This is a genomic window from Nonomuraea sp. NPDC050556, assembly GCF_044457355.1.
GTDB lineage: Bacteria > Actinomycetota > Actinomycetes > Streptosporangiales > Streptosporangiaceae > Nonomuraea.
In genome coordinates this window covers 716,716-732,012 of the sequence record NZ_JBITGU010000002.1, presented here as the reverse complement: position 1 = coordinate 732,012, position 15,297 = coordinate 716,716, and the positions used below count along the sequence as shown (strand labels likewise).

Annotated in this window: 13 protein-coding genes, 1 tRNA gene and 3 pseudogenes; 7 read left to right on the top strand and 10 right to left on the bottom strand. The window is 67.4% G+C overall.

Translation table 11 applies throughout. The annotated features are described in order from the left end of the window. Positions 1-41 precede the first annotated feature (41 nt). Positions 42-404, top strand: coding sequence for a hypothetical protein (locus ACIBG8_RS21580; protein ID WP_397344646.1), 363 nt, complete (start codon positions 42-44; stop codon positions 402-404). A 64-nt stretch (positions 405-468) separates the two neighbouring features. Here the strand turns inward: ACIBG8_RS21580 and istA are convergent. Next, positions 469-1,415: pseudogene (istA, locus tag ACIBG8_RS21575) on the bottom strand (IS21 family transposase); the annotation flags it as partial. A gap of 256 nt (positions 1,416-1,671) precedes the next feature. Then, on the bottom strand, positions 1,672-2,460 hold the full coding sequence (locus tag ACIBG8_RS21570) for a Shedu immune nuclease family protein (protein WP_397344645.1): 789 nt from the start codon (positions 2,458-2,460) through the stop codon (positions 1,672-1,674). A 73-nt stretch (positions 2,461-2,533) separates the two neighbouring features. Here ACIBG8_RS21570 and ACIBG8_RS21565 point away from each other — a divergent pair, with 73 nt between their 5' ends. Next, the gene (locus ACIBG8_RS21565; RefSeq protein ID WP_397344644.1) at positions 2,534-2,836 is read left to right on the top strand and encodes a hypothetical protein; all 303 of its coding nucleotides are present in this window, start codon (positions 2,534-2,536) and stop codon (positions 2,834-2,836) included. A 1,258-nt stretch (positions 2,837-4,094) separates the two neighbouring features. Here ACIBG8_RS21565 and ACIBG8_RS21560 read toward each other — a convergent pair. Both ACIBG8_RS21560 and ACIBG8_RS21555 read right to left on the bottom strand, forming a co-directional pair. Next, positions 4,095-4,331: pseudogene (locus ACIBG8_RS21560) on the bottom strand (transposase); the annotation flags it as partial. 161 nt (positions 4,332-4,492) lie between these two features. Further along, positions 4,493-4,951 carry a MarR family winged helix-turn-helix transcriptional regulator gene (locus tag ACIBG8_RS21555; RefSeq protein WP_397344643.1) on the bottom strand — a complete coding sequence of 153 codons (459 nt, stop codon included), beginning with the start codon at positions 4,949-4,951 and terminating at the stop codon, positions 4,493-4,495. A 100-nt stretch (positions 4,952-5,051) separates the two neighbouring features. Between ACIBG8_RS21555 and ACIBG8_RS21550 the strand changes: the two genes are divergently transcribed. Both ACIBG8_RS21550 and ACIBG8_RS21545 read left to right on the top strand, forming a co-directional pair. Beyond that, the gene (locus ACIBG8_RS21550; protein ID WP_397344642.1) at positions 5,052-5,891 is read left to right on the top strand and encodes an alpha/beta hydrolase; all 840 of its coding nucleotides are present in this window, start codon (positions 5,052-5,054) and stop codon (positions 5,889-5,891) included. Positions 5,892-5,966: 75 nt separating this feature from the next. Beyond that, positions 5,967-6,344: a DUF4267 domain-containing protein gene (locus ACIBG8_RS21545; RefSeq protein ID WP_397344641.1), complete on the top strand. Its 378-nt coding sequence runs from the start codon at positions 5,967-5,969 to the stop codon at positions 6,342-6,344. Positions 6,345-6,820: 476 nt separating this feature from the next. On the opposite strand, the pseudogene ACIBG8_RS21540 reads toward ACIBG8_RS21545, so the two are convergent. Then, positions 6,821-7,000 (bottom strand): annotated as a pseudogene (locus tag ACIBG8_RS21540) (transcriptional regulator); the annotation flags it as partial. A gap of 939 nt (positions 7,001-7,939) precedes the next feature. Between ACIBG8_RS21540 and ACIBG8_RS21535 the strand changes: the two are divergent. Next, complete coding sequence (locus ACIBG8_RS21535) at positions 7,940-8,401, top strand: PPOX class F420-dependent oxidoreductase (RefSeq protein ID WP_397344640.1); 462 nt, start codon at positions 7,940-7,942, stop codon at positions 8,399-8,401. 221 nt (positions 8,402-8,622) lie between these two features. On the opposite strand, the gene ACIBG8_RS21530 is transcribed toward ACIBG8_RS21535, so the two are convergent. Further along, positions 8,623-9,219 (bottom strand): TetR/AcrR family transcriptional regulator, encoded by a 597-nt coding sequence (locus ACIBG8_RS21530; RefSeq protein ID WP_397344639.1) that lies wholly within the window; start codon positions 9,217-9,219, stop codon positions 8,623-8,625. Between the two features lie 130 nt (positions 9,220-9,349). On the opposite strand from ACIBG8_RS21530, the gene ACIBG8_RS21525 reads away from it, so the two are divergent. Further along, the gene (locus tag ACIBG8_RS21525; RefSeq protein ID WP_397344638.1) at positions 9,350-10,246 is read left to right on the top strand and encodes a zinc-binding dehydrogenase; all 897 of its coding nucleotides are present in this window, start codon (positions 9,350-9,352) and stop codon (positions 10,244-10,246) included. A gap of 381 nt (positions 10,247-10,627) precedes the next feature. Here the strand turns inward: ACIBG8_RS21525 and ACIBG8_RS21520 are convergent, their stop codons facing one another. Together ACIBG8_RS21520 and ACIBG8_RS21515 are read right to left on the bottom strand one after the other, a co-directional pair. Further along, positions 10,628-10,777, bottom strand: a complete 150-nt coding sequence (locus ACIBG8_RS21520) for a hypothetical protein (protein WP_397344637.1) — start codon at positions 10,775-10,777, stop codon at positions 10,628-10,630. 86 nt (positions 10,778-10,863) lie between these two features. Further along, positions 10,864-10,935, bottom strand: a tRNA-Arg gene (locus ACIBG8_RS21515). Between the two features lie 117 nt (positions 10,936-11,052). Here ACIBG8_RS21515 and ACIBG8_RS21510 point away from each other — a divergent pair. Next, positions 11,053-11,442, top strand: coding sequence for a response regulator transcription factor (locus ACIBG8_RS21510; protein ID WP_397344636.1), 390 nt, complete (start codon positions 11,053-11,055; stop codon positions 11,440-11,442). Positions 11,443-11,578: 136 nt separating this feature from the next. Here the strand turns inward: ACIBG8_RS21510 and ACIBG8_RS21505 are convergent, their stop codons facing one another. Together ACIBG8_RS21505 and ACIBG8_RS21500 are read right to left on the bottom strand one after the other, a co-directional pair. Beyond that, positions 11,579-14,320 (bottom strand): AAA family ATPase, encoded by a 2,742-nt coding sequence (locus ACIBG8_RS21505; protein ID WP_397344635.1) that lies wholly within the window; start codon positions 14,318-14,320, stop codon positions 11,579-11,581. A 257-nt stretch (positions 14,321-14,577) separates the two neighbouring features. Continuing rightward, positions 14,578-15,150, bottom strand: a complete 573-nt coding sequence (locus ACIBG8_RS21500; RefSeq protein ID WP_397344634.1) for a TetR/AcrR family transcriptional regulator — start codon at positions 15,148-15,150, stop codon at positions 14,578-14,580. Positions 15,151-15,297: the final 147 nt, after the last annotated feature.

The following is a 15,297-nucleotide window of genomic DNA, read 5'->3' as shown; positions in this document are numbered from 1 at the left end:
TGGCCTCGTTCAGGACCGGTTTGGTAGGGAGAGCGCTGGCTGTGGCGTGCGTCGCGCTGGGCGCGGCGGGATGCAGCACGTCGGAATGGCAGCAGGTCAAGAAGGTGACACTGTCGCCTGACGGGCGGCTGCTGACCGCGACGGTCATGTTCACCCGTCCGGCGTCGAATCCTGAGCAGTGCGAGCGGGTTGCCGACACCTCGGTGAAGGAATCGTCCACCCAGGTCGTCGTCGGGGTTCTCGTGGAGCAGGACGTCTGCGACAGGCCGTGGCCGTGGGAGGAACCTACGTACGAGATGCTGACGGGGTACCCGCATCCGATACCGCTCCGGCTGAAGGCGCCGCTGGGTGAACGCGTGGTGGTGGACAGCGTCACACGGAAGCCCCTCGCGGTGGAGCGGTAGCCACCGCAAGCGGCGTCGTTGAACGAAGAGGGCAGGCCCGCAGCCCACGGCGGGCCTGCCCTCTGGAAGCGATCCGGACGTAATGGTCACGCGCCAGCCTGGTCGAGGTCCGCCAGCCGACCAGCGGCGCCACCGGTGGCAGGTCGACCATCGCGGCCAGATCCGCCGGCAGCCGGTCGACGGGGCGGCACTCGATCCGGCGGTGCTGCCGCTGGTTCGCGCGCACCAACCAGTCCGCCAGCTGGGCGTTGAAATCATCGGGCCCGGCGAAGGCGCGGCCAGGAAGGAACGACGTCTCCAGATAGCCGTTCGCCCGCTCGACCAGGCCCTTGGCTTCGGGATCGCCGGCCGGCACTGCAGAATCCGAACCCCCAGACTCCCGGCGAACGCGGTCGCGTCCCGGGTCGGCGCGGGCTTGCTCTGCCGCCACCCGCCGACCGCGGACTCGTTATCCCAGACCAGCGTCTTGGGGACCGCCCCGAGCAGCGCCAGGAGCGCCCACATCCCGGCGAACAAGTCACCCGCAGCCCGCGACGGCAGCATCTGCGCCATCAACCAGCGTGAATACCCCGAGACCATCACCAGGACCGGCAGGTTCGTCCGCGAGGTCCCGCCGACCGGGACCCTGGCCGGAGGAAACCACAGGTCGCACTGGGCGAGCTCGCCCGGCAGATAGGTCGTCCGCGAGGCTGGATCGGTCGGCTGATACTCCGGCCGCAGCACCCGGACGCGGGCCTTCAAAACGGTCATCGACCGCTTCCACCCGATCCGCTCAGCGATCACCGTCGCGGGCATCTGCGGGAACTCCCTCAGTAACTCGCGCATCTGCGGCTCGACCGCGTCCACGATCGACCCCTTGCTCTGACGCTCGTACTTCGGCGGCTCCGCCGCCGCCAACGCCTTGCGGACCGTGTTCCGCGCGATGCCCAGACGCCTGGAGATCGCCTTGATGGGCATCCCCTCGGCCCGATGCAGCCGACGGATCTCCGCCCAGTCCTCCACCTTGATCACCCTCCAGAGAGTGAAGGGGGTCAAATTTCATCCGCCCGGAGGGGGTCAGTATTCAGGCGTCGTCGACAGGAGATCGGGAACTTCAGCGGCAAGCCTGGCAGTGGGCTCAAGCCAATCGCGTCGGCAGCGATCTCCCCAATGGCGTAGTAATCGCCCAAACCTTCGAGCGCTCGCACCGATGGGGGCGTCTGGTCAAGAAGGCCGGGCTAGCCGGGGAGTTGAGCTGATCTAGTGTGGATCGCTCCACCCGATGCCGTCAGTGTTCTTCGTCCATGGCGACTGTCCACTCGACCCGGGCGAGGAGTTCGTCGAAGGTGATGACCTCGAGCCCGTGGAGTTGTCGACGGAAGAGCTCGAAAGATCGAACCTTGTGCGTGTGGTCCCCGCCCTGTTCACCCTTCAGCTGATCGAGGCTTCCGATGATCAGGAACGATCGAGGCTGGATGAGATAGGTGAACTGTCCTGGTATCTCCGAGCCGTCCGAGGCAAGGTCTGCGTAGCGCTCGCGTATGGCGTTGGCCGCGAGGTGGACAGTCCCTTGGGCTTGAGTCACGCCTCCAGCGAGTTCGCGCGAAGGTGCGAAGCAGCCGCTTCGGTATTCCCTGTTCTCCACGAGGGGGGTCAGATGGGTCTTCAGCTCTACGAAGACGAGCGAGGACATGATGCCGGAGGTCCGCATCAGCGCATCCGCCCGCTTGCCGGGTACGTCGGCGAAGGCTCCCGCCGCGATCTTTTCGAGGCGCTCACGATCCCAGGAGGTGAAGAGCTGTCCGGGGCTCATCGCGCCCAGAATCCATGGGTTGTCTTCGAAGAACCCCTGCCAGACATCCTCTTTCCGCTGAGTTTTCAGTCGGACGGCTTCGCTGTCGAAGAAGCTGTCGTCGTTGAGGAGACGCCTGAACCGATCGACCTGAGCTCGGCGAAGCTTGATGGCCACAAGAGTCTGGATTGCCTTGTCATCGGCTATGAGGTCGCGGATGAGCATGGGATTGTTTCGCCGGATGATGTCCAAGGCCGAGCGGCTTATCGTGATATCCACGAGCATCTCCGGGCTGATGCGAACGGCTTCCCGGCCGACGATTCCTTGAGATAAGGATGGCCATGAAGGCGGCTTCAAGATGGGTAAGCGTCAATTCGATGGTAAGCGCTTCGAGGGAGACGCCGAGGTCTGGTATGAAGCTAAGTCGGGATCATTCTGGGACAGGCTGACGAACATTCCCAAGGAGATGGCGCGCTTCAAAGACAAGATGGGTGAGGCGGTGAAGTACGCCAGGGAGAACAATGCCAAGTTTGAGATCATCTCGGAGAAGCCCATCCCGGAGGAGATCAAGAAGTGGTTGACCAAGAAGGGAATCAACCGCCGGATCGAACCGCGGACTGCAACAACGCCTAAGGGGCCAGCTGGGGTAACGGCAGTGTGACCTCGCGGGCCGGTGAGTCGCATTGGGTGCTCAGTCATTGCGACTTCCCGAGATGACCTCCTGCCAAGATCGTGAGTAGCAAGAGATTTCAGATCGCTCGCCTGAAGGAATCCGGGCGAGCGATCATTGTCGGAACCATCTTCAAAAGTGAATGGGTTTGAGACTATGAGCCATGATGTGGCCATCAGCCTGGACTTCAACAGCGAAGTAGACTTCGAGGAGATCCTCGACTGACTCGCCGATGCAGGCTGGAAATTCTTTCGCGAAGAGACCGCAATTTGGTACATGACGGACTATGATTGGAAGGACCTCCCTCGCGACAGCTTGGCCGACATTAGACAAGACATGCGCACTTCATATGAGGCCGGCGATGCAGTGGGTATCACGACCTGCCTGCCCGATGGGACTACGTTCGCGAACGTGTTGTTCCACGAAGAACGGCGGAGCGTCTCATTGATTCCATTGTTGGAGTATCGCACTATCGTGCATATGCCCGAGTTTGTCGATCTGGGTTGGTATATACAGAGTTTTCTGCGCCCATGTAGAGGGCTCCCCATTGTGCGTACTGAAGCAAGCGATCAGCGGTGAGCGAGTATCGGATCTCTTTCCATGCGTCCAAGAAGGTCGCACGCTGCCGCGTTCGGGATCGACATGACGCCCCGAACCGTCAATTTGTGTAGTCGTACCTCGGCAGGGCCGTAAAGGGGCGAATGCATTGCGTGGCCTGGTCGTTGGGGGTGATGGCCGGGGTCGCGCTGCTGACGATGGTGCTGGGCGTGATCCGGTCGACCGTCGAGTATGGCCTGCGGCTCAAGACCGAACAGCTCGCCACTGGGCAGGTCGTCGAGGTCGCCGCCACGGCCGACCTCATCGAGATAGAGAACCCAGCCTTCCACGACCGGCTCCAACGAGGCGTGTCGGCGGCCCGAACCCACCTGGGCATGCTGCTGGCCGTACTGGACGGAGCGGTGAGCGCCCAGCTGACTGTGGTGGCGGCGGCGTTGGTCATGGCGACGCTGGCCTGGTGGCTGCTCCCCGTCATCGCCCTGGCGATCCTGCCCGCCCTACGGGTCGCCTCGCGCCGACGCCGCGGCGAGTTCGCATTGCGATTGGCCCTGCTGGAGAACACGCTGGCGCGCGGCTACCTGCTGGGCGTCCTGACCGGACGCGAAGAGGCCAAGGAGGTCCGGGCATTCGGGCTGCTGCCCCTGCTCCGCTCCCGCCTCAATAAGCAGTACGGCGACGCCATCGGAACGGACGCGCCGTCCTCGCTGTCACCCACGCAGAATCCCGATCTCCCGGCGGCCATCCGCGGTGACACTGGTGGCGATGATGACCGCCTGGAGACCACCCTGCGGTTGATGCAGGCTTTGCAGTAGTTGGCATCCAGGAACAGATACAGGTATGCCTGCCCGCCCAGCGACCGGTCCCGGAAGGCGGCGACTTCCTCGTCCAGGTCGGCGCGGATTCGCGACACCTCGCACTTGGAGATGCCCTCCGCTGCAGGTGCAGGACGCTGGCCGGACCCATTAGGTCATGCTTCGATCAGACCTCCCCGGGAACCTCTCCGTATGCGCGTCGCGTACCTCATCTGGAGCGGCGCCGGACGCACTCCGGCGGCGACCGCCTTCCTCGACCTGCTGGACTGCTGAGCCTCTACGACGAGGTCGGCGCGGTTTCGAGGGCGATGACCTGTTCCAGCGTGTGTCGCAGCACGGCGACCTGCTCTTCGCCGACGTGCCGTGCCCACCGCTGCTCGACGTCGGCGAAGAACCGGCCGGCCGCGAGCTGGGCCATCCGGCCTCGATCGGTCAGTCTGATGATCTTCGCGCGCCGGTCTCCCGGGTCGGCCACCCGCTCCAGGTAGCCGTGATTCTCCAGGTCGTCGACGAATTCGGCGATCGCCTGCTTGGTGAGCCCGGCGCGTTCGGCGAGCGTGGTCAGCCGTGAGCCTTCGGGGTCGATGTAGCGGAAGACCGAGCCGTGGACGTACCGGATCGACTCGAACCCCTCCGTTCTCAGCCACTGGTGCAGCCCTTCAAGGGCCAGGTCCCTGGCCTGTGTGAGCAGGGCGGACAGAGGGAGCCTGGGCGCCTGTCCTGATCGCGTCGTCATCGTGTGCCGGTCCCCTTTCGTCAGGCGGCTTGACGATATCAGGCCGCGGGGCGGTAAGGTTGCCTGACTGTCAGGCTGCTTCACCATATCTGGAGGATTGATGTCGAACGTCGCCGAACAACGTGAGCAGTTCGCCGCCCTGTTCACCCGGCCCCTGCACAAGGATGTCGCCTCGTCGGTGACGACCCTGGGCGGGCAGCCGGCGCTGGAACTGCGGAAAGCTGCGCCTGGTGCGGACGTGCTGCTGTATTTCCACGGGGGCGGTTTCGTGGTCGGGTCGGCGCGCGTCAACGCCCACCTCACCGCCGCGCTGCTGCGGCATCTGGACGGCCGGGCGCTCTCGCTGGACTACCGGCTGGCACCCGAGCACGCCTACCCGGCGGCTCCCGACGACTGCCTGGCGGCCTACCGCGAACTGCTTGACTCCGGCGTCGATCCCCGGCGACTGGTGATCGCGGGCGATTCGGCCGGCGCCGGGCTGGTGGTCGTCACCATGATGCGCGCCAGAGACGCGGGTCTGCCCATGCCTGCGGCGGCCGTCCTGTTCTCCCCGGCGGTCGACCTGACGCTCAGCGGAGCGAGCATGCGGTCCAAGGACGGGGTGGATCCGATCTTCGTCCCGGCCGCTCTCGAGTGGCTCTTCGAGCAGTACGCCAACGGCGGTGACAGATCCGCGCCCGAGCTCAGCCCGATCTTCGGCGACCTCGCCGGGCTGCCGCCCCTGCTGATTCAGGTCGGATCAAGCGAGCTCCTGCTTGACGATGCCGTACGGCTGGCCGGGCGCGCCGGAGCCGACGAGGTCGAGGTAACGCTGGAAGTGGTTCCGCGTCAGCCGCACGTGTTCCAGCTCGACGACAGCTCGCCCGAGGCTTCAGCGGCCCTGGAGCGGGCGGGCCGGTTCCTGGCCACCCACCTCCAAGCCGCGCATCAGGAAGCCTGAACTACCGGCTTCAGAAACCACCACACCACCCCGGACCGGACGCGAACCGGTCCGGGATCGAAAGGATGACTCACCATGCTCAGCACCATCGCCACCCTGCTCGCCGGACTGGTCGCCGCCGCCGTCATCCTCATGGGCAGCAGCTTCTTCTGGGCGCCGCAGACGGCGGTCGGCTTCGGCATTCCCGGCACACCGGCCGAGGGCCGGAGCTTTCACGCCTGGCTGTCGGTCAAGGGCCTACGCGACATCGCGGCGGGGGTGCTCATCCTCGTCGTCCTGATCGGCGGGACGACCCATCTGCTGGGGTGGGTCATGCTGGCCGCCAGCGCCATCCCGGTCGGCGACGCGGTGATCGTGCTGCGCAGCAACGGACCCAGGAGGGCCGCCTACGGCGTCCACGGCGCTACGGCGGTGGTGATGCTGGCGATCAGCGCGCTGCTGCTCGTCGCGTGACTCCTGGCTTGAGGCCAGAAGGTACTGGGTGGCGATGTAGGTGGTCATCACCCACGCTGGCCGGATACGACCTGCCGGTGCAGGGTGTCGGTCGGGAGGAACAGCGCCTCGCCGAGGCCGGGCGGAGGCTGTGTGTCGCGGAGGTGACGGCCGTGGCGGTCAGCAGGAGGGAGCAGGGCGCGATGTAGATGGCCCGCTGCTCCGCAGTTGCGGCCCATTTCTTCGCACTTCGTGGCCGGATTCCCTCCGCAGACGACCAGTCGGCATTGCGGGCTCCTAGAACGCCGTTGTTGGTGTGGAGCTCTGGGAGTTCAGAGGCTGCGCTGGGTCTGAAGATCGACTGTGGCCCGCGGTGGAGGCGGTGAGGCTGGCGAGGAGGTGGAGAGACGCCGCAGCGTCGGAACCGGCGGGGGCTGTAGATCATCAGGGTCATTTCGGGATCGCCGAGAGCACGCATGGCCACGTAGCTCGCCGAGTCAGAGGTGGACGAAGCGTTTGCGACCGTGGGCCTTTTCGGGGATGTTGTGGTCGGCCCATAGGCGGCGGAAGTCGGCGCAGCGCAGGGACAGTTGGCCGACCAGGATGGCCAGTTGGGGGTCGTCGGGGTGTCGTCCAGCGTCGAAACGAAGGTTGGCGACGGTGTCGCGGGCCTTGGTCTCCCAGCCGGGGGCGTTGCTGGTGTGGTTGAAGGCATAGAAGCGATTGGGCTACTTCCCCAAACTGACGGATGTCCCGGCCGCGGTAACCCAGCACGTCCGTTCCGTCATCGGGCTGCCTGACGATGCGCTGCTGGCCGAGGCCGCCGAGCGGTCGGCCAAGCGGCACCGCAGCTTCGTCCATACGTGCCCTGGACGTGGACTCCGATCCCCACGGAGTCCGGGGCGCCCCGACCAGCGCCCACAACCACGTCTCGATCCAGGCCCGTCCTCTCTTCGCGGGTGGTCCTGGAGGGTGGGTATCTGGCCCTCCGGGGATCACTGCTGCGCCTTGGACCGCCCTGCAGCCGCTCCACCCGGGCGGCCAGCGCGGCGCGCTCGGTCCGCTCCTGGTCGACCTGCTTCTCTGCACGCACGGCCCGGCCGGTGATCGCCTACTTGGGGCTGGGTCACGTTCGGGAGCGGAGGGCTGGTTTTGGTGTCCAGCGCCTGGCGGACGGTAGACGCGGGGCGTACCCGATCCGCACCTGCCCGATCGGCGTGGCGCGAGCGGGCTTGTCGTGTTCACAGGTGACCGTCTGTGAAACGCCCGGCAGGAGGACTTCGCGGGGCATCGCGATCAGCCGGGACGGACGGTCGCCAGGAGCCAAGGAGCGCGAGGCGTTTGCCGGGGCGATAAACCGGCTGGTGGCGGGGCATCTGGTCGCTTCAGTCGAGACTCAGCAAGTAGTACGGGCCAGCCAGAAGGCGCAAGTAGGTCCATAGCGGATCGTCTACAACAAAACTATCTGCTATGGTCTCTCCCGTCTCCAAAGGAGTCAGGAGAGCCACCATGTCAGCTCAATCACCCTGGCTGACACTCACCCTCCTCATCCTGCGCCTCCCCAAGACCGACACCACCCGCCAGCAGCCCCTCGAACCCGTATAGGACTGATTCACATGACCAAGCCCGCCGAGCCCCGCATCCTCACCGACCAGGAACTCAGCGAACTGCTCGCCGGCCAGCAGTTCGGCGTGCTGGCCACCGTCAAGCGCAGTGGCCACCCGCACATGTCGACCGTGATGTACGGCTGGGACCCGATCGAGCGGATCATCCGGGTCTCCACCACCGCCGAACGACTCAAAGCCCGCCAGGTGCGCAACAACCCGCACGTCTCCCTGCACGTGAACGGGCCCGACATCTGGTCCTTCGCCGTGGCCGAGGGCGATGCGGAGGTGTCGGAGGTGACCGCCGAGCCGGGCGACGCCACCGGCAGGGAACTGCTGGCCCTCACCCCGGGCTTCCGGGACCCGGCCGAGGAGGCCGCCTTCCTGCGGCAACTGGTCGAGGAGGGCCGCGTGGTGATCAGGCTGCGCGTCAAGCGTCTGTACGGCACAGCCCTGGACATTTCTGGGGCATAGGGATGCCGACGAGGACGCTGTCAGTGCGCCACGGAAAGCGTGTCAGGCGTCGAGTGGTGGGGCGGTGGTCTCAGCGATAGCGGGTCGTCGAGCGTCGGGTGAGCATGCGGAGCGTGACGAAGGCGGCGGCGAGGTATGGGTAGAAGTCCACGGCGCTGCTGCTCTTCCCCGTGGATAAGCACGTCCGGGCCCTATTCGAGGCCAGGGGGCACAGAACGAGCTCATGCCTCCAGGCTGAGGGCGGAGTTCATGGTTGAGCAGGCCCGGCGCAAGAGCGCGGGCAGTTCGCCCGGTGTGCAGTCGGGCAGCCATTCGTCCAGAGCGCAGCGCCAGGTGGCCACGAAGAATTCGATGAGGAGCCGCAGTTCGAGACGGTTTTGTGCATCAAGTCTGCATGCGATCTCGGCTTGGACTTCGGCGCAGTGCCGCAGCGTGTACCCGTCGAGTGCGGGCGAGTCGGCGATCAGCCGGAGCGTGAGCGGGAAGCGCCGGTACCAGTCCTCGTCCATGCGCTCCAGGGTGGTCAGCATGGCAGCGAGGAAGACATCGGCCAGCGGCCCGGACTTCTCGATGCCGTCCAAGACTTCCAGGTAGATGTCCCAGAGCTGCTTGACGGCGGTGAGTGCCACGTCGTCCTTGGAGTGGAAGTTGCGGAAGAAGGTCCGCCGGGACACCTCCACCTGCTCCAGCAGCGCGTCCAGCGGAGTGTTGTCGAATCCGCGTTCGCCGAAGAGCGTGATGGCGGTGTCGATCAGTGCCTGGCGCGTACGCAGCTTTTTGCGTTCGCGCAGGGTGACGGGCTGTTCAAGGGTCATCATCACCATCACTGTACCAAGTCCGCCGAGACCACGCATATGCTCTAATAGAGCAAACGCCACACTGTGGCACTTTATGAAGGGGAATCTTCCTGTGCGTGCACTCGTCGTGGATCACACCTCACCTGGACACTTGTCGCTGACGGACGTCCCTGCCCCGGCACCCGCCGCCCACGAGGCGCTCGTGCGGGTCGAGGCGGTCTCGCTGAACTTCGGTGAGGTCCATGGGGCCACCCGTCCGGAGATGCCGGACGGCACCGTGCTCGGATGGGACGCGGCTGGCGTGGTCGTCCAGGCGGCCGCCGACGGTTCCGGTCCGGCCGAGGGAGAGAGGGTCGTCACCCTTGGAGGGGAGGCCGGCTGGGCCGAGTTGCGGGCCGTACCCGCCGCCCTGCTCGGCACCGCGCCGAAGGACGCCGATCCCGGCGTGTTGAGCACCGTTCCCGTGGCCGGGCTGAGCGCCCTGCACGTGCTACGTCAGATGGGATCGCTGCTCGGTCGCCGCGTGATGGTCACCGGTGCTTCCGGCGGCGTCGGCCGTTACGCCGTCCAGTTGGCCGCCCGCGCCGGCGCGCACGTCGTTGCCATCAGCCGGAGCACCGCTCAAGCGGACGGGCTGCGAGCCCTGGGCGCCCACGAGATCCACCCCGAGCCAGCCGCCGTGCAGCAGCCCGTGTCGGCCGTTCTTGACAACGTCGGCGGACAGCACCTCGTTGACGCCTTCGCCTCCCTGTCGGCCGGCGGTACGCTCATCAGCGTAGGCCGCTCCTCCGAGGCCGACGCGGTGCTGTCACCGGATGCCCTGCTGGGCACCGAAGGACGGCACGACCGGTCGATCCGCACCTTCTTCCTCTTCGGCGACCCCACCACTGACTTCTCTGCGGATCTGACCTGGCTGGCCGGAGAGATCGCCGCAGGCGGCCTCGATCCGGGCATCAGCTGGCGCGGCCCCTGGACTCGCCACTCCGAGGCAGTCAAGGTTCTGCTCGACCGTCGCCTCCACGGCAAAGCCGTCCTCGATCTCAAGTAACCGCTGGTGTGACGCCGTCACAACCTCCGTCCGTGCCGGACGACGCTGACGGAGGCTAAAGACAGGCTGCGACCGACGGGCGAATGGTGGCGCCGGGTACGAGACAGGTACAGGCTTAAATGATCATGGAGTTCTCTACGCCCGGTGATCGCTGGAGCGGTCGACCGTCTCACGGCCGAAATCGCCGATCTGGACAGGTGTCAAAGCAACCTGCTGACCCAGATCGAAGAGTACGAACCCAGCGGAGACCGAGAGGTCGATCGCGAGTTCCGGGACCGTCTCCAGCACCGCTTCGGCGAGGTGGCCCGCCAGCGCAAGGCCAAGACCGAGGAACTGCAGTCCTGCATCCAGCGCCGCAGCGAGCCGGCGGATAGTCCTGAGCTACTGGACGATCTCCCCCTGCTGTCGGTGAACCTTCACCAGCTTGACGAGGAGCTGCTCCGGAAGGTCTTCGACGCCTTCCACCTGCAGGTCCGCTACAGGTACGCCACCCATGACGTGCTCGTCCGCGTCACCATCAAGGAGGACCAACTGCCCATGATCCAGGCTCTCACAAAGGAAATCGCCGACCCGCCCGAAGGCGGATCGGCGATCATGAACCGTTCCCTTGTTCTCGGTGCCCCCTGCAAGATTCGAACTTGCGCTCCCGGCTCCGGAGGCCGGTGCTCTATCCCCTGAGCTAAGGGGGCTCAACGAGGGATAACGATATCAGTTCCTGCCCACCACTCGTCACCACGATAAAGCTCCCAGCACACATCCATCGAAAACCGCACGTGACCCCCTCCCCACGAGTTAGCTTTGCGGCCGTGGGCGAGGCACTGGGCAGGGTTCTGGTTGTGGATGACGACGAGGTCATCCGGCAGCTCATCGCGGTCAATCTGACCCTAGAGGGGTTCGAGGTCGCCACGGCGACCGACGGGCAGGACTGCCTCGACAGGGTCCTGGACGTCATGCCGGACGTCGTCACGCTCGATGTGATGATGCCGCATCTCGACGGCTGGGAGACCGCCACCAGGCTGCGTACCGATGAGGCGACCACGCACATCAAGGTCCTGCTGATCACTGCGCGGGCGCAGGAGGACGACAGGAAACGCGGCCTCGGGCTCGGGGTCGACGCCTATCTGACCAAGCCGTTCGATCCGGCGGAGCTCATTCGCATCGTGCGGGATCTGGCCACCCAGCGCGCTGGACGGTAGTGGCGGGCCATCGTGCGTGACTGTCCTTCGCGACACCGGCAAGCGACGCGGGAAAGGGGCGCACGATGGCCCGCCTGCAAGTGTGCACGCACTCGGCCGTCGTGTCCGTGGACTTGTCCGGTTGGGGTCTCAGGTTCTAGATGAGGCCCAGGCGGCGGGCTTCCGCGGCTGCCTGGGTGCGGGTGGAGACGTCCAGTTTGCCGAGGATGTTGGACACGTGGACGCTCACGGTCTTGTTGGCGATGAACAGGCGTTCGCCGATCTCGCGGTTCTGCAGACCCTCGGCCACCAGGCGGAGCACCTCGACCTCGCGGGCGGTCAGGGTGGAGCGTACGGCGGCCGGGGCGGCGACGGTGAAGCGGGCGCGCCTGCCGAAGTCGGCCAGGGCGGCGGACAGGGGTGCGGCGCCCAGCGTGGCGGACGCGGCTGAGGCCTGGGACCACGACTCCTGCGCCGCCTCCCGAGCCCCGGCGGCGAGCTGCGCCTCGGCGAGGCGCCATCGCGCGCGGGCCACCTCGTAGACGAAGCCGTAGTCGAACGCGGTCACGACGCGCTCCCACAGCGCCACGTCCGTCTTGCCCTGCACCCGCTGGTATTCGGCCTCGACGCGCAGCGCCCACGCCTGGCCCTCCAGGCCCATCGGGCCGCGCTCGCCCACGGGACCGTTGGCCACCGAGGAGCGGGCCAGGGCGAGGAGCTCGTCGGCGCGGTCGGTACGGCCCAGCTCGGCCAGCGCCCACAGCCCGGTCGCCGCGATGCGGATCGCGCCGGGATCGCCCGGGTCGAGCACGGCCAGGACGGCGTCGATGTGGTCTAGGGCGCGGGCGGCTTCGCCGTTCCAGAGGGCGTGTTCCGCGGCCATGCCGCGGGACATGTAGGTGACCAGGCCGTCGCTCCAGAAGGGGCGCAGCCAGTCGAGGCGCGGCTCCACGGCGGGCAGGCCCCTGGCGACCTCGATGAACAGCGCGAAGCTGGACAGCGTGGCCTCCGGGATGGTGCCCACGCGGGCGCCGAACCCGGCGGCCACGGCCTGCGCCTCGTCCCACTCGCCGGCCACGTAGTGGATCAGGAAGCGGAGGAAGCGCAGGTCGGTGCCGTAGGTGCTCCAGTTGAGCCCGGCCTCGTAGGCCACGGTGATGCCGCGGTCGGCGATGTCGGCGGCCTTGAGGAGATTGCCCTGCTCGTAGTGGATCCTGGAGTGCTGGAAGGTGGCGCGCAGGTCCATGGCGAGGTTGCCGGTGACGATGCCGGACGCCGCCTCGAACAGGCGCAGCGCCTCGTCGTACTCGCCGCGCAGCTCGGTGGAGGTCGCCAGCGTGACCAGCGCGCTCACCTCGGCGTCGCGGGCGCCTGAGGCGCGGGCCGCTTCGAGCGCCTCGCGGGCGAGCGGCTGCACCTCGCAGTGTCTGGGCGTCCAGTGGAGGGTGCGGGCGTAGGTGGCCAGGGCCCTGGCATGGGTCTGCGGGTCGCTGGCCGACGCGACGGCGGACTCGGCCGCGGCGATGGCGGCGTCGCGCTGGTCGAGCTCGAAGAGGTAGTAGGCGAGCCGTTCGTAGACGACGGCCGACGGCTCGATGGCGCGCAGCTGGACGACGGCGCGGTGGTTGTCGCCGCTGTCGGCGGCCATGACGGCGCTGCGCCTGGCCAGCTCGGACCAGCTCTCGCCGGCCAGCCGTTCCGGCTCCTCGACCTGGTCCCAGAGGCTGAGCACCTGGTCGTAGTGGCGGTGGGCCTCGGCCGGCGCGCCGAGGCGCTCGGCCAGGCGGCCCGCTTCTGCGGAGGCGGTCAGCGCGCCGGCCAGGTTGTGGCTGGCCAGGTGGTGGTGGGCGAGCTCGGCCGGGAGGGTGAGGAGCGTGGCGAAGGCGGAGTGGAGCCTGGTGCGCTCGCCGGGCAGCAGGTCGTTGTAGACGGCTTCCTGGAGCAGGGCGTGACGGAACGCGTAGCCGTACCCGTCGACCCTGAGCAGGCCGTGGGAGACGATCTCGCGGACGGCCTCCTCGAAGGCGGCGAGGGGGAGGCCGGAGACCTGGCGGAGCAGCTCGTCCTCGACGCGGCGGCCGGCGACGGCTGCGGCGCGGAGCACCTGCTGGCCTGGCTCGGACAGCACCTCGACCCTGGACATCAGCAGGCTGGCCAGCCCGTCGGGCAGGCTCTCGCCGGCCGAGGCTGCCGCGAACAGCTCCTCGGCGTAGAAGGGGTTGCCTTCGGCGCGGGAGACGACCTGGTCGAGCACTTGGGCGTCGGCCTGGCCGAGGCTGGCGACATAGGTGGACATGTCGCCGGAGGGGAGCGGGCGCACGTCGACGGCGGTGACGGCGGGCAGGCGTTGCAGCTCGGCGAGGACCGGGCGGAGCGGGTGGCGCCTGTGCAGGTCGTCGGTGCGGTAGGTGCCGACGACGCAGACCTGCTCGGACTGCAGCATGCGGCTGAGGAAGACGAGCAGGTCGCGGGTGGAGCGGTCGGCCCAGTGGAGGTCCTCGATGACGAACAGGACGGGCTGGACCTCGGACAGCAGGCCGAGCAGCGAGCCGAACAGGCGTTGCTGGGCCAGGCCCGAGGAGACGCCGCTGGCCTGCTCGCCGGGGAGGAGCTGTTCGAGGAGGGGGCGGCTGGCGAGGGCGGCGCGGAGGGAGGGGGTGCGGAGGGCGTCGGCGAGGGGGAGGTAGGGGAGGGCGTCGCCGAGCTCGGCGCACTGGCCGACCATGACGTTGAAGCCGCGCTCGCGGGCTTCGGCGACCAGCTCGGTGATCAGGCGGGTCTTGCCGATGCCCGCGTCGCCGCCGACGAGCGCCACGCCGGCGGTGCCGGTGGCGGCGGCTTCGAGCACGCCGACCAGGCGGCCTAGCTCGGCTGAGCGCCCGATCAAAACCCCATTCACCTGCGCCACTATGCCACGCCGCGCCGACAATCCCACAAACCGTTTACCCTCTGCCCTCCGTAGGTGGCTGGGGTGCTTCCATTCCTGCCCCGCCGCACGTGGCCGGGGTCTTTTGAAGGTCTTGTGGGGTACGGCGGGGCCGGGGGATGCGCCTTCCGCCGTAGGTGGCCGGGGGCATTCCAGGGGGACGGTCACCGGCCGCGCGGCCCGCCCGCCGTCACGGCGCACCTCGCGCGGCTTCTTCGAGAACCCGAGGGTCAGGAGGGGGAGTTCCAGGTGGTCAGGGTGTGGTCGAGGGCGGTCAGGATGCGGGACCACGACGTGTCCAGGTCGCGGGGAGCGCCGAAGCCGCCCACCGCCTCCAGCGTCACGAAGCCGTGGAAAGTGCTCCGCAGCAGGCGCACCGCGTCCGTGATGTCCGGCTCCGCCAGCCCATAGCCCTGGAGCAGCGCGTACACGGTCTGCCCGCCGCGGGCGATCCCCGGGGTGGCCGCGATGAGGTCAGGGGAGATCTGCACGTGGGTGGCCGTGTACCGCCCCGGATGCGCCAGCGCGTAAGCACGGTAGGCCCCCGCGAAAGCCGTGAGAGCATCGAACCCCGACCGCCCCGCCACCGCGTCGGTGACCAGCTCCCCCTGCTCCAAAGCCGCCAGCACGGTCACCCGGTCCCGCAGGTCCTGAAGGTTCCTGACGTGCGAATACAGGCTCGCGTCCTTGACGCCGAACCGCCGGGCCAGCGCCGACACGGTGATGTTCTCGAACCCCACCTCGTCAGCCAGCTCCGCCGCAGCCCGCGTCACCCGCTCGGCCGTCAACCCCGCACGCGCCATCGCCCAACCCTCCACAACCTAGAACCCCAAGGAAGAATATCTGGGTCTTGACCGGCTTGACGACCGTTGTAATCATCGGATCTCTGAGGTTGTGATCTACCCAGGGAGCCGCCAGCATGGTGCGTCGGATATGGGTATGTGCAGGTT